The organism is Parazoarcus communis, assembly GCF_003111645.1.
GTDB classification, from domain to species: Bacteria; Pseudomonadota; Gammaproteobacteria; order Burkholderiales; family Rhodocyclaceae; genus Parazoarcus; species Parazoarcus communis_A.
Genome location: NZ_CP022187.1, coordinates 3,237,216 through 3,250,629, shown reverse-complemented (window position 1 = coordinate 3,250,629; position 13,414 = coordinate 3,237,216). Strand labels below are relative to the sequence as shown.

The window sequence follows — 13,414 nt, the reverse complement described above, 5'->3', positions numbered from 1 at the left end:
CTGTGATATCCAATGACGTTAAGCTGGGCCGCTGCCAACACACACGGCATGCGCTCAGCAGACGTGCTTCGAACAAATGCGCAGGGAGACATCAATGAAGCGGCACCTACTCGTACTTCTCACCGTCCCGGCCGTACTCATGGCCGGCTGCGCCTCGAACACGCTGATGCAGCAGCCCGCGCTCGACGCGGCGCTGACGCAGAACGCCAGCGCCGGTCCGCTGGCGCTCGCCGAGGGCAGCGTGATGATGAACAACGACGCCGCATTCTCGGCGAAGCTGCGGCTGATCTCGGCAGCGCGCGAAAGTCTCGACCTGGCGTATTACATCTTCTCCGACGACTACACCTCCTCACTGCTCAGCCAGGCGCTGATCGATGCGGCCGAGCGTGGCGTGCGCGTGCGCCTGCTGGTGGATTACTTCAGCGGCTACAAGGATCTCGACCGTTTCAGCTGGCTCGAACAGCAGGGCGGCGGCAACATCGAAGTGCGCTTCTATAACCGCCCGACACTGGAAATCATCAAGGATGCGGCCTTCCTCACCCTGAGCTGCGCCGATGTGGGCGCCAGCGGAAGCGCCTGCGATGACGAGAAAGTGCGGGTGGTCAACAGCCACTTCGAACCCGATGCCCTTAACGGACAGGGCTTCTCCAATCGCAGCTTTGCGGGCTCCGGCCTCTTCCTGTCGGGCCTGTACGGCAAGCACGCGCCCTTGCTCGCCTATGCGGTCACGCGCGGCCAGAGCATCGACACCGAGACACTGGCCGCTGGCGCACCGGCGGCCGACGACAAGCGCACCGAGCAACTCAAGGCGCTCGGCAAACTCTATTTCAAGGCACGCTACTTGGGCGGCGTCGAGAGTACCGTCGCCAAGCTCAAGCTCGCCTACGTGCGCACCGTGTTTGCCGATCAGGTGAATCCGGTGTTCGACACCGTCAACAGCTACCTGCCACTCGCGCGCCAGAACAACGCTCAGGCCCAGAAGGACTGGGATTACCTCACCGAATTCCTGCACCACAAGTTTCTGCTGGCCGACCGCAGCAGCCTGCTGCTCGGTGGTCGCAACGTGGAAGACTCCTACCACATGGAGCCGGGCCCGCTGGCGGACAAGTACACCTTCATGGACACCGACGTCAGGCTGACGCTGAAGGGGCAGGATGCAACGCTGGCCACCACCTTCGACCGTCTGTGGCAGTTGCGCAGCATGGTGGCCTCGATCGCCGAGGTGCGCCAGCACGCGCCCAACGACCTGCTCGCCAACTTCGACGCCGTCCAGGCCGCGCAGGATGTGTGCAACGGCGGCAAGGACAGCGCCTGCGTGGATCGCGAACTCGACAGACGCTTCGTCCCGCTTGCCAGCCGCATGCAGGCCGTCGACGCCCGCCACCGCCAGCACATCCTGCGCTATGCCAACGAATACCGCGTGGCCGACGCCCCGCCACCGCTGCGCATCGACGACGGCGCCAGCATCCACTACCTTGAGAACCTGCCGGTCACCCAGGGCCAGCGCAGCTACGGCGTGCGCCACAACCGCGAAGCGGCCACGAACAAGCACATTCAGGCGCTGTGGCGCGCCGCGCTGCAAAGCGTGTGCGCTGCAGGAACGACCCCGCGCGAGGTGGTGTTCCACAATGCCTACCTGTTCATGCCCGCCAACCTGCTGCAGGACGTCGGCACCATGCTCGACGGCACGCGTCCGTGCCCGGGCGTGAGCCTGTCGCTGATCACCAATTCGCTCGCGACCACTGATCTCAACGTGGTGAACCTGCTCGCGGTGTGGCAGCTCAAGGCACTGGCCGATCACCTGCAGGAGACGGGCACTGCCGCCAGCGCGGCCACCCTGCGTTACCTGGAATACCAGCCGGTGGACACCAGCCGCCGCTCGCTGCATTCCAAGGTGATGCTGTTCGACCGGGACGTCTTCATCGGCTCGGCCAACGCCGATGTGCGCAGCCTGATGATGGACAGCAACAATGGCGTCATGATCCGCAACGCGCCGGACTTCGTGCAAGCCTACCGCGACCGTCTGCAGGCCCTGCTCGCACGTCACGGCTTCATTGCCGACCAGACCGCACTCATCGGCCGCGACAAGGCGGAACTGAGCGTGGAGATGAATGCACTCGTCGATCAACTGCTGGCCCGCTACGCTGGCGACGACCGCCTGTCTGCCGAGCAGCAGGCAGACCTGAAGCAGCAGGTTCAAGACACCACGCAGAAGGTGTACGCCCTGTCACGCGAGATCCTGCGCGGCAACGCCAAGGCCGCGGACGAGTTCAATGCCTTGTTCAAGGCAATCTGAAACGGGAAACTGAACAGCGAAACCAACATGGCCGGGCGCCCAGTTGCGGCGCCTGACCCCGTCGCGCCTGCTGCGTCAGTTCAGCCTGTACATGTTGCGGCCGATATCGAAGACGAGACCGGTTTCGGCGTAGTTGCCGTTGAACGCATCATCGAAGAACGCTTTCACCTTCGCATTCTTCAGCGCGCCGCCTTCAAAGTAGGCGTGTTCGCTGCCGACATGAGGCTGATTGGTGAAATCGACATACACCGCCTGAGGGCAGTCGAGTTTGTACGGATAGTGCCCCAGGCGCGCCAGCTGCTGCTCGCCAACCTTCATCCGTGATGCGAGCAGGGCGCTGTCGCGCTCGTTGATGGTGACATAGATGTGCCCGCGACACTGGATGCGGCCCACCCACTCGGCATGATTCTCGTTGTTGGCGTCGGCCGCCACCATCAGCACGTTGTCGAACAGCAGGCGGTTGCCCCGATACACCGAAGACTTGAGCAGGTGTTTGAACAGGTAGTTGCCCATGCTGTGCAGCATGATGCTGACGTTGAACGGGCACCATTTCTGCGACTCTTTGGTAAAGAAGAGATCCCACTGTTCCGCATCGATCTGCCCGGGCTTGTCCTTGTTGGCGTAGCGCGCGTTGGCCAGCCCTTCGACCCGCTTCACGTGGTCTTCGTGAATCCGGTTGAGGATGTCCTCAAGCTTGCCGAGGCAACGGTCGAGTGCGCCGGTGGACGCCAGTGCGTCGCGCTTGTCGCTGAGGTAGCTGACCACGCCTTTCACACCGCCGCCATTGGCCGGCCAGGTGAAGGGCAGGACTTCGACGCCGTAGGTCTCTTCGATTTCTTCGGCGCGATCGAGTACGGCCTGCACGTTGTTGTTGAAGCCGTGCACAAAGAACACCAGGTTGCGGCCCTTCTGCTTTCCCTTGCCTTTGCCCATCGGCTTTCCGCCGAGCATCTTAGGATTGACCCTTTCGACGATGCGACGGGCCACATAGGCACTTGCATACAGGGGCTTCTTCTCGCCGGTATCCGGATCGACCTCGTGCGTCAGCCCGACCTCGGCCGCCATCTCGTCGGAGATCTGATCGGGCAGGATCCTGATCCGCCACTCCTTGCCATCCCGCACCGCCTCGGCAAGGCGCAGTTCGTTCGGCCCGCAGGCATTCGGATAAGACTTGAATGCGTCCTTGACGGTGGTCTTGGTCTCGTCGACTTCACGATTGGTGACGATGAACATGCTCGGTCTCCCCCGGACTTGAGTCCTGTTTATTGTCATGCACTGATGCAGGAACGCAGCGCAAGGAACGGTGCCGCGCGCTTCTGCACTATAGCAATGTTCAATCAGGCATGACGCCCGCGGTCACCGGCAGCGGGCGGGAAGGGCTCAGAAGCACTGCTCCTCGAGCTGTTCCAGCAGGTCGAGCGCTTCCTGATCGTGATGACGTTCGAAGAGCTCGCGCACCGGGTTGACGAAACTCGCGAGCAGCAACAGATCGTCGCAGCGCACACCGGTCGTCGCGGCCCGACGTTCCTTGAACAGCTTGAGCAAGGTCTGCTCGTCGGGATCTTCACTCCGCAGACGGAGCAGGATGTCCATCAGGCGACGCGCGTTGCCGTCGCAATCAATGCCCTTGAAGCTGACATAACGATCGGGTTGTGCGGCACAGCAGGGGGAGGGAGGGGTACTCATGGCGACCTGGCGGATGCGTTATCGGAGGCCGCATCATCGCGCCCGCAAGCCTGCGCTGTCTGTCGCGTGGACGACGAAAAATCCAATCAGGACGGCATTCTTCCGCTTTCGTGCCAGTGCTCCAGTCGCTCCAGCTGATTCACCCGCAGCAGATGTCTGCTGCGACGCTCGAGAATACCGAGCCTGACCATCGCACTCAGCTGGGCGGAGACCGTCTGGCGGGTGCTGCCGAGCAACAGCGCAACTTCACCCAGCGACATGCCGAGCGGTGTCAGCCAGCCCTCACCGTCGGGTGTGCCGCGCTGACGCGTCGTCTCGGCAAGGTAGGCCGCAAGGCGTGCGCCCGCATCCTTCAGGGAAAGACGCTCGATGCGGCGGATGACGTCGTTGAGCAGCTTGCCCAGCGCACGCATCAGAAATGGCGTCAGCCCCGGGTGATGCGCCATGCGCTCGGCGAAACGGCGAGTATCCATGGCCACAATGGTGCTTGCACCGGCACTGGCAAGATAGGCCGGTGTGTGGGTACTGAAGATATCGCCAGACTCGAGGAAGGACAGCGTGATCTCGCGCTCGTCGCTGGCGAGGTAGGCACGCACGCGCCCGCTGATGACGATGAAGACCCGGTCCTGGGCGCTGCCCGGTGTAGCGATCAGTTCGCCCTTGGCGTACCTGATGTGTTCAAAGCCTGCCAGAAAACCCGCGCCGGCCTCGGAATGCAGAAAGGCAAGAAACCCGGGCCGGGCCATCATGCTGGCAGGACGGTGATCAGACGGGGGGATTTCGTGCATGGGCTCGCGTGATGCTGGCCTGGGGCCGGACGCGCCAAAGGCGCCCCAGCACCGTCCAGTCCCTGAGCGGCGGCGTGCGAACACCCCGCCAGATACATCCTCAGGCGGTTTTCTTTGCCTTCGGGGCAGGCGCTGCGCCGACCTCTGTCGACTCCTGAATGCTGTCGGTGATGGTCTTCAGGTTGGCCGAGGTCAACTCGGTCGCCTGCTCAGCGAGCTTGGTGAACATTTCGAGCATCGGATTCGTGCTCGGGGTGGTTTCGCCGAGCAGGGCCATTTGCTGGGTCACGACCTTGGAGATCTCCTGCTGCATGTCGGCCGTAATCTGGGTCACACCGCGAAAGTATTCCATGACCTGTTCCGTTGCCTTTGCCCCAAAGGGGCCTGCCAGATTCTGCATCTCGTTCATGTCCTTGATTTCGGTGAATGACTTGGAGGCTGCAATACCGTCCTGAAATGCCGTCTTTGCCGTCGCGAGATTCAGCGCGGAAAGGCGTTCGAGACTCGAAAGCGTGACCTCGGACAAGGTCGCGAACGCTTCGGTGCTCGTCTTCAGGGCCTTTGATTGCTCAGACGTGATCTTAATCATAATGATCTTCCTTGTGAGAGTACGTGTTTCGATGCTTCGGTGCAGGTCAGGCGCGCGTGAGTGCGATCCCGTCTTCTTGCGAGTTGTGGTGCGCCGCAACATGCCTAGGTCATTATGGCCGTTATCCGGTCATAGTCAATGTTTGATGCACACGCGGAGGCACTCGCCATTTATTTGTATGTCATCCGCCTGACATCAAACCAGACACCGCGACCGCGGGGCTCCCACACGGCCCACCTTACATCCCGTTTATTGCAGAATTGCCTCGGATTTGCGACATGGCGTCCCGCGAACCGGGACCTTCAAAGCAGCGGGCTCAGCGCGCGAATGCGGGGCTGGCGACGCCGTCTTGCGCACGCCCGAGCGATTGGTATGCTGCATGAACAACACATCAGGAGACCCCGAATGAGCCAGCTTCGCCCCGACATCACCCTCGAACTCCTCAGGCAGCGCGGCAGCGAATATCTGCCCGGTTACCTCGGTATCGAGATCCTGAGCATTGCCGAGGGCGTGCTGACCAGCCGGATGCCGGTCAAACAGCTGCACTTTGCGCCGAACAGGTTTCTCCATGCTGCAAGCATTGTTGCCCTGGCCGATACCAGCTGCGGTTACGGCACCGTCGCCCATCTGCCGGCAGGAGCCGAATCCTTTACCACCATCGAACTCAAGAGCAACCACCTTGGCACCGTGCGCGAGGGCAGCATCGCCTGTGTGGCAACCGCCCAGCATCTCGGGCGCAGCACCCAGGTCTGGGACGCAGTGGTCACCGACGAGGCCAGCGGGCGCAAGCTGGCCCTGTTCCGCTGTTCGCAGATGATCCTGTGGCCGAAGGGCTGAACGCCGTCCATACTGAACAGGAGGACTTTGCGGAGCCTGAAATGCGACGCCACCTGACCCGAAGCAAGACCGCGCTCATCGTGATCACGCTGACACTGGCACTGTGCCAGCCGGTGTCAGCCCAGCAGCGGGAGCCGATAACCGGCGACAGGGGCAGCGACATGGCAGTGGATCTGATTCTGGTGCGCCCGCTCGGCATCGTTGCCACGGTGATCGGCACGGCTGGCTTCATCATCGCCCTGCCCTTCACGGTGCCCAGTGGCAGTGTGGAGGAGACCGCAAGCGAATGGATCGGGGCGCCGCTCGAATACACCTTCAACCGTCCGCTGGGTAACTTCGATACCTGCGGCGCCGACCGCCACCCCTGCGGCAGCCGCTAGCGCGACAACCGCTTCGGCGTGCGCACCGCGCCCGCCCACCCGGTCACGTGGCGCGTTACCATCCGTGCGGAATATCCACTAAAGTCCCGCCATGCATCTGCCTCCGCTCCAGTCGATTGTCGCTTTCGAGGCCGCCGCACGTTGCGGCAGTTTTCTGGCAGCGGCGGACCAGCTGAACCTGACACCTTCCGCTGTGAGCCACCGCATCAAGGCGCTGGAAGCCTGGCTGGGCATCAGACTGTTCGAGCGCGGGCATCGGCAGATCGCCCTGACCGCCGAAGGGCTGGACTATCTGGCAGAAGTGCAGAGCGCGCTCGGCCGCATCGAATCCGCCAGCGCCCGCATGCGTGGCGCCAGAAAGCATGAGCTGCGGCTGTCGGTTGCGCCCGCGCTGGGTGCGAAATGGTTCGTCGGCCAGCTCGCCGACTACCGCAGCGAACATCCGGAAGTCAGCTTCGTGCTATCCACCGCGTCGACCCTGGCACCGGTGGCGGCCGGCAAGAGCGACCTCGGCGTGTGTTACGGCGAACCTCCCTGGCCGGGGCTGGAGGCCTACGAACTGCGCCGCGAAACGGTGTTTCCGGTGTGCAGTCCGGCGCTCGCAGCACGACTCGGCACAGCGGCCGATCCCGCACAGCTCGCCACGCTGCCCTTGCTGCGCCACCCGCTGCTCGAGTGGAAACCATGGTTCGCCGCAGCCGGCATCGACCGCGAAGAACCGGTCGAGGGCATGGTGTTCGAGGATGCAATGATGATGCTCGAAGCCGCTGCAGCAGGCGTCGGTGTGGCGCTCACCGTCGGCCTGCTTGCGCGCAGCTATCTGGCCGAGGGCAGCCTGGTCAGGCCTTTCGCGCACCATGCCGAAGGCAAGGGCTTCTATGCGGTGCTGCGCCCGGAAGCCTACGAGCAGCGCTGGGTGCGGCATTTCGTGCGCTGGCTGCAGGCCCGCGCACGAAGCGAGGTACCGGGCTGAGCCCCCTGCGGCTCGCATGAATCCTGTTCACCCGAACTGGCCGCGTTTTCGTTTGAGGCAGGTCACCGCGAGCGGCACTCTGCTCACACCCGCCTCACTCGATCACCGCACGACCGCGCACACACCCGTGCCAGGCCGCTGAAACCCATCGTCGTTTCTCCACGTGGATCGAACGCACCGTCATCACCGGTGCGCGACAACGCCCCCGCAGATGCGGCGTGCGTTTCCCTTTTCGATCGCACAAGGAGCACATCATGAGCATGGAAGACCGCGACGGCTGGATCTGGATGGACGGGCAATGGCTGCCCTGGCGCGATGCGAAAGTGCACGCGATGACCCACACCCTGCACTACGGGCTGGGCTGTTTCGAAGGCATCCGCGCCTATGCCACTGCCGACGGCCCGGCCGTGTTTCGGCTCGACGACCATGTCGAACGCCTCTTCGACTCCGCCCACATTCTCGGGCTGGAGATGCCTTTCGACCGCGGCGCCTTGCGCAGCGCCTGCTGCGAGGCAATCAGCCGCAACGGCCTGGCAAGCGGCTATATCCGCCCGCTGGTTTTTCTCGGCGCCGAGAAGGCGGGGATCGACCCCGCCGGCGCTGCGGTTCACGTCATGGTCGCCGCCTGGGTGATGAACGCCTATCTTGGCGACAAGGGCATGGAACAGGGTATCCGGGTGAAGGTGGCGAGCTTTGCGCGCCATCATGTGAACGTACAGATGTGCCGCGCGAAATCGGTGTCGACCTACACCAATTCCATCCTCGCCTGCCGCGAAGCGCGGGCCGAAGGCTACGACGAGGCCCTGCTGCTCGACACCGACGGCTTCGTCGCCGAAGGGCCGGGGGAAAACGTGTTCGTGGTGAAGCGCGGCGTGATCTGGGAACCCGAAATCACCTCGGCGCTGGACGGCATCACCCGGCGCACGATCCATGCGCTGGCACAGGAAGCCGGCTACGAGATCCGCGCCCGCCGCATCACCCGCGACGAACTCTATGTGGCGGACGAAGTGTTCTTCACCGGCACCGCTGCCGAGATCACACCCGTGGTCGAGGTCGACCGCCGCCGCGTGGGCAGCGGTCAGCCGGGCGTGATGACCCGCGAACTGCAGCAGCGCTTCTTTGCTGCCGTGCGCGGAGAAGACAGGCGTCACGCCGAATGGCTGACGCGGGTCGGTTAAAAATGGCGTGCCGCCGGACTCTCTTTCCCCGTTCCGGCGGCACGTCCTGAGAAACCGGCCCTGAACCCCCGATCAGGGGTAGAGACCCCGCTCGGCGCGGGCTTCGAGCACTCGATGGCAGGCAATGATGAAGGCGGCGGTGCGCAGCGACACCTGCTTCTCGTCGGCGATCTGCCAGATCGCGTTGAAGGCGCCGACCATGATGCGCTCAAGGCGATCGTTGATCTCGTCCTCGGTCCAGAAGAAGCTGGAGAAATCCTGCACCCACTCGAAGTAGGACACGGTCACACCGCCGGCATTGGCCAGCACGTCCGGCACCACCAGAATGCCGCGATTGCGCAGGATGTCGTCCGCTGCCGGCGTGGTCGGGCCGTTTGCGCCTTCGACCACGATGCGGGTGCGGATGCCTTCGGCGCGCTGCGGCGTGATCTGGCCTTCAAGCGCTGCAGGCACGAGGAACTCGCATTCGAGGCGCCAGAAGTCCTCGATATCGATCGCCGACGCGCCGGCAAAGCCTGCAAGACTGCCCTTGGCGGCGACGTGGGCGAGCGCGGCCGGAATGTCGATGCCCGCCTCATTCACCAGCGTGGCGGCGTGGTCGGCAATTGCGATCACGCGCGCACCGGACTCATGGAACAGACGGGCGCCAATGCCGCCGACGTTGCCGAAACCCTGCACCACGACACGCGCGCCTTCGAGCGGCACGTTGAGGTGACGTGCCGCTTCGCGGGCGGTGATGAACACGCCGCGACCGGTGGCCTCACGGCGCCCGAGGCTGCCGCCGAGCGCGATCGGCTTGCCGGTGACGACGCCGGTCGCAGTGCCTCCGCGGTTCATCGAGAAGGTGTCCATCATGATCGCCATGGTCATCTCGTTGGTGCCGACATCCGGCGCCGGAATGTCGCGGTCGGGGCCGATGATGATGCCGATCTCCGAGGTGAAGCGGCGCGTGATGCGCTGCAGCTCACCCTTGCTCACGCTCTTCGGATCGAGGCGGATGCCGCCTTTTGCGCCACCGAAGGGCAGGCCGACCGCCGCGTTCTTGACCGTCATCCAGCCCGACAGCGCCATCACTTCGTTGAGCGTCACATCGGGGTGGAAGCGGATGCCGCCCTTGCCCGGACCACGCGACAGGTTGTGCTGCACCCGGTAACCCTCGTAGTGCGCAATCGTGCCGTCGTCGCGCTCGATCGGCACATCGACGATCAGGGTGCGCTTGGGGTGCTTGAGAGTCTCGATCCAGCGTTCGAGATCGCCCAGGTAGGGGCGGACGCGTTCGATCTGCTCGACGAAGCTCGCCCACGGTTCGGGCGCAGCCGGATTGAGGTAGGACAGGCCGGCGATGCGGGCCTTGGCGTAATCGGAACCGGGCAATGCAGACATGTGCTTCTTCCGTGTGGGGAGTGAAGCACGCATTCTGCGCAAGCTCAAATGGCGAGAGGATGCTGTTGCTTCATGTCCTCATGCGTTCTGCGCATAACCATGCCATGCGGGCATGCACCGCACTCCGCGACCAGGCTCAGGCAGCAGGAGACGCCGCAGCGGTGCTCAACAGGTGCTCCCACAACTGCTCGAGTTCGGGACGGACGTTGGCGCGATCGCGGTACAGGCGCACCTCCATGTCGAGACTCCACTCCGGCCCGCCCGCACCCACCAGATCGCCGCGCTTGAGCTCGCCACTGACCGCACTCTCGGGCAAGAAGGCCAGCCCGTGGCCGGCCAGCAGCATGGCCTTGAGACTCTCGGCCATGTCGGATTCGTAGTGCAGCGCCAGATGGACCGGGGTCGTGGCACGGTCGAGGATGGTGTCGACCATGCGCCGCAGATAGGTGTTGGGCCCGTAGCGCAGGAACGGAACCGGCGCATCCGGGGTGCCGGGCAGCTGCCAGTGGCGGTCCTGCGCCGCCGTGCGGGGAATGAAGGGACGTACGCGCTCGACTCCCAGGGTCAGGCCTTCGAAGCGCGCCGGATCGAGCCACACCGGGTGCGATGCGTGGTGATAGCACAGCAGCAGGTCGCAGCCGCCCTCGACCAGCGTCATCACCACGTCATGGACATTGCCCGCCATCAGGCGTGTCGGCAGTTCGCCGAAACCGGCCTTGAGCTGGCCGAGCCAGCCGGGAAAGAAGGCAAACGCCAGCGTATGCGGAACGGCAAACACCAGCGCATCGCTCGCAACCGCCTGGTAACCGCGCACCTGGGCGCGCGCCGCATGCAGACGCTTGACCAGATCGGCGGCCGGCCCCTTGAAGGCCTCGCCCGCAGGTGTGAGCCGGGTGGGATAGGTGCTGCGGTCGATCAGGGCGACGCCGAGCCAGGCTTCAAGCGCGCGGATGCGGCGTGAGAACGCCGGCTGGGTGACGTGGCGCTGCTCGGCCGAGCGCGAAAAGCTGCCGCTGGCGACGAGACTCAGGAAGTCCTCGAGCCATTTGAGTTCCATATCCGATTTCCCGAGATCCCTTGGCGAATGTCCATGCGCAATCGCTGCGAGGCCCCATTCTAGAGACAAGCACGCTTGTGTCCACCGGCAGGGTCGGCCGGCCCATCCAAGCCTTACTTCAGCACACCGATATGGTATTTCGGCAGCAGGGCGTCGGCGTAGGGCGAGTGCGGGCGCCCCTTGGTCTTGGTGAGGTAGGCCTCGGACGCATCCTTGCCGCACCACGGCGTGATCACATCCGGATCGGACGGGTGCTGCGGCAGATAGGTACTGAAATCGAAGACATCGGTGCCGAGAATCATCCAGCAGTCCGCCGCACTGTTGTGCCGCGCCACCTCGGCCGCCGTTACCACGCGCACGGCTGCCGCCGGCTTCACTTCAGCCCCGGCGTCGGGCGCAGTCGTCATCAGGCTTGCGATCCAGAACCCGCCCACCGCAAGCCAGAACACCAGCGTGGAAGAAACAAAGAGCTTGCGCATTATCGGAAGTCAAACCTTTCAAAGTGAATGGATGCGCCCGGCACACCGTGGCGGTCGAGCGACGCACGCGCGGCATCGATCAGCGGCGCCGGACCGCACAGGTAGACGACACGCCCGGACACGTCCTCGATGTTGCCGAGCAAGGCGTCGAAATCGGGCGCGCCATCGGCACGCATGGTGATCAGTGTAAGCGCGGAGTCGGCCGCCGCAAGGACCTTCAGCTCCTCGAGGTAGGCCGCATCGGCGTCGCTGCGGTAAAGGTAGATCAGGGTGGTCGGATGCGCGAGGCGTTCGCGCCGCAGCACAGCCAGAAACGGGGTGATGCCGATGCCGCCGGCAATCCACAACTGGGCACTGGAATGGCGCCCGGCCAGAAAGTTGCCGAAGGGGCCTTCCAGCCGCACCAGCACGCCGGATTCGAGCGCCTGCACATGGGTCGAGCACGGCCCCAGCGCCTTGATCCCCACCGCGAGGCTGCCATCGGCGCCGATGCCGCTCACCGTAAACGGGTGAAACTCGCCGCAACCATGAAAGTGCGGACCATCGCCGAAGGCGGCAAACACGAACTGGCCCGGCACCACCCGCAGGCGGGCGCCGCAGGGATCGAGCACCGCTTCGATCATCCGCGCCGCAGGTTTCACCACGCTGCGCACCCGGTAGGCATGGGCGCCGATGCCGAGATCCACCCCGAACAGGCGCCAGCACAGGGCGAGCACTGCCAGTGCCATGAACACCCACAGCGCACCCGGCTCGCCCAGCAGGGCCCACACATGAAGCAGCCCGCACAGCACGCCGATACCGGGCAGATAATGCAGCGCACGCCAGCGCCGGTAGGGCAGGTTGAGGCTGAAGGTCGTGGCGAGACCGAGCATCAGAAACAGCAGCCCGGCCCAGCCCAGCCACAGCGGCCAGCTCTGGAACCAGGGCGCCAGTGCCTGCCATGCGCGCTGCGGCGACTGTGTCCAGGCATCGAGTGCGATGGCCAGCGGATGCAGCAGCAACAGCACATAGGCAAGCGTCCCGCTGCGATGATGCCAGCGATACTGAACGTCGAGCCCGCCTAGGAGTGCAGCCAGCCGCGGCCCCCTGACCATCAGCAGCAGACTGCCCACCAGCAGGCCGGTGCCGAGCCAGGCCGATACGATGGCGACGCTGCGCCAGGGCGGCAAACCCTGTGGCAGCGCCCATCCGGCGCCACTCAGTGCAAGCATCAGCAGCAAGGCGGGCGCGATCATTTCATTGAGCGGGAAGCGGGACCGCGTGTTCATTTCAGCCTGCCCTCGGCACGCAACTGATCACACACGGACTGCCGACGCGGGCTCAGCACGAGGCCGGCGCGATCTGCCCTGGCCTGCATTTCGGCATGGTGCGCGGCGACATAGGCTGCGCAGGCCTCGTAGGTATCGAAGCCGCGCAGACGGCGCTGATGCTCGATGCGCTCGTCGGGTGTCATCAACGCCCAGCCCTGCACATTGTTCTCAAGGGCTCGCCACGGCCCCGGATACGCGGGCAGGGCATACCCGGCAAGCACGACCAGGATCAGGAAAAAGCGACGCGGCATGACGAACTCTTTGCGATCGACACGATGTACACGAAGAAGCATAGCCCCCATGCGGCACGAGGGATATGTGCAGGATCAAGACCTTGTCGCTTAACACGCCGCCAGGGCGAAACCCCGGATCCCGTGCCGGTTTGGCCGGGCTTCATCCTATCCACACGGAACTGCGCTACGCTCGGCCTGAATCGAACTGATAAACCCACAGGAGGC

Annotated in this window: 14 protein-coding genes; 5 read left to right on the top strand and 9 right to left on the bottom strand. The window is 64.3% G+C overall.

Translation table 11 applies throughout. The features are described 5' to 3' along the window. Window positions 1–94: 94 nt before the first annotated feature. The gene (locus CEW83_RS14730) at window positions 95–2,296 is read left to right on the top strand and encodes a phospholipase D-like domain-containing protein (protein WP_199915127.1); all 2,202 of its coding nucleotides are present in this window, start codon (window positions 95–97) and stop codon (window positions 2,294–2,296) included. A gap of 75 nt (window positions 2,297–2,371) precedes the next feature. Here the strand turns inward: CEW83_RS14730 and CEW83_RS14725 are convergent, their stop codons facing one another. The 4 genes from CEW83_RS14725 to CEW83_RS14710 all read right to left on the bottom strand — a co-directional run bounded on the left by CEW83_RS14725 (window position 2,372) and on the right by CEW83_RS14710 (window position 5,461). Further along, complete coding sequence (locus CEW83_RS14725) at window positions 2,372–3,529, bottom strand: alpha/beta hydrolase (RefSeq protein ID WP_108950012.1); 1,158 nt, start codon at window positions 3,527–3,529, stop codon at window positions 2,372–2,374. 147 nt (window positions 3,530–3,676) lie between these two features. After that, window positions 3,677–3,982 (bottom strand): N(2)-fixation sustaining protein CowN, encoded by a 306-nt coding sequence (gene cowN / locus CEW83_RS14720; RefSeq protein WP_108950011.1) that lies wholly within the window; start codon window positions 3,980–3,982, stop codon window positions 3,677–3,679. A gap of 86 nt (window positions 3,983–4,068) precedes the next feature. Next, window positions 4,069–4,770, bottom strand: a complete 702-nt coding sequence (locus tag CEW83_RS14715) for a Crp/Fnr family transcriptional regulator (RefSeq protein ID WP_108950010.1) — start codon at window positions 4,768–4,770, stop codon at window positions 4,069–4,071. Between the two features lie 100 nt (window positions 4,771–4,870). Next, window positions 4,871–5,461: a phasin family protein gene (locus CEW83_RS14710; RefSeq protein WP_108950009.1), complete on the bottom strand. Its 591-nt coding sequence runs from the start codon at window positions 5,459–5,461 to the stop codon at window positions 4,871–4,873. 303 nt (window positions 5,462–5,764) lie between these two features. Here CEW83_RS14710 and CEW83_RS14705 point away from each other — a divergent pair, with 303 nt between their 5' ends. The 4 genes from CEW83_RS14705 (at window position 5,765) to CEW83_RS14690 (ending at window position 8,727) form a co-directional block, all read left to right on the top strand. Then, window positions 5,765–6,196 carry a PaaI family thioesterase gene (locus CEW83_RS14705; protein WP_108950008.1) on the top strand — a complete coding sequence of 144 codons (432 nt, stop codon included), beginning with the start codon at window positions 5,765–5,767 and terminating at the stop codon, window positions 6,194–6,196. Window positions 6,197–6,237: 41 nt separating this feature from the next. Continuing rightward, window positions 6,238–6,576, top strand: coding sequence for a hypothetical protein (locus CEW83_RS14700; protein ID WP_199915126.1), 339 nt, complete (start codon window positions 6,238–6,240; stop codon window positions 6,574–6,576). Between the two features lie 91 nt (window positions 6,577–6,667). After that, complete coding sequence (locus CEW83_RS14695; RefSeq protein WP_108950007.1) at window positions 6,668–7,549, top strand: LysR substrate-binding domain-containing protein; 882 nt, start codon at window positions 6,668–6,670, stop codon at window positions 7,547–7,549. 254 nt (window positions 7,550–7,803) lie between these two features. Then, entirely contained in the window at window positions 7,804–8,727 is a 924-nt protein-coding gene (locus tag CEW83_RS14690) for a branched-chain amino acid transaminase (RefSeq protein ID WP_108950006.1), read from the top strand. A 72-nt stretch (window positions 8,728–8,799) separates the two neighbouring features. Here the strand turns inward: CEW83_RS14690 and CEW83_RS14685 are convergent, their stop codons facing one another. The 5 genes from CEW83_RS14685 to CEW83_RS14665 form a co-directional block, all read right to left on the bottom strand. Beyond that, window positions 8,800–10,110 (bottom strand): Glu/Leu/Phe/Val family dehydrogenase, encoded by a 1,311-nt coding sequence (locus CEW83_RS14685; protein ID WP_108950005.1) that lies wholly within the window; start codon window positions 10,108–10,110, stop codon window positions 8,800–8,802. Window positions 10,111–10,246: 136 nt separating this feature from the next. Next, window positions 10,247–11,167: a LysR family transcriptional regulator gene (locus tag CEW83_RS14680; RefSeq protein WP_108950004.1), complete on the bottom strand. Its 921-nt coding sequence runs from the start codon at window positions 11,165–11,167 to the stop codon at window positions 10,247–10,249. Between the two features lie 113 nt (window positions 11,168–11,280). Then, a complete protein-coding gene (locus tag CEW83_RS14675) occupies window positions 11,281–11,646 on the bottom strand; it encodes a cytochrome b5-like heme/steroid binding domain-containing protein (RefSeq protein WP_199915125.1) in 366 nt (121 codons plus the stop codon). After that, window positions 11,646–12,914 (bottom strand): ferric reductase-like transmembrane domain-containing protein, encoded by a 1,269-nt coding sequence (locus tag CEW83_RS14670; RefSeq protein ID WP_199915124.1) that lies wholly within the window; start codon window positions 12,912–12,914, stop codon window positions 11,646–11,648. Before CEW83_RS14670 ends, CEW83_RS14675 begins: the two co-directional genes overlap by 1 nt. Next, the gene (locus CEW83_RS14665) at window positions 12,911–13,207 is read right to left on the bottom strand and encodes a hypothetical protein (protein WP_108951437.1); all 297 of its coding nucleotides are present in this window, start codon (window positions 13,205–13,207) and stop codon (window positions 12,911–12,913) included. The genes CEW83_RS14670 and CEW83_RS14665 overlap by 4 nt, the downstream gene beginning before the upstream one ends. Window positions 13,208–13,414 lie beyond the last annotated feature (207 nt).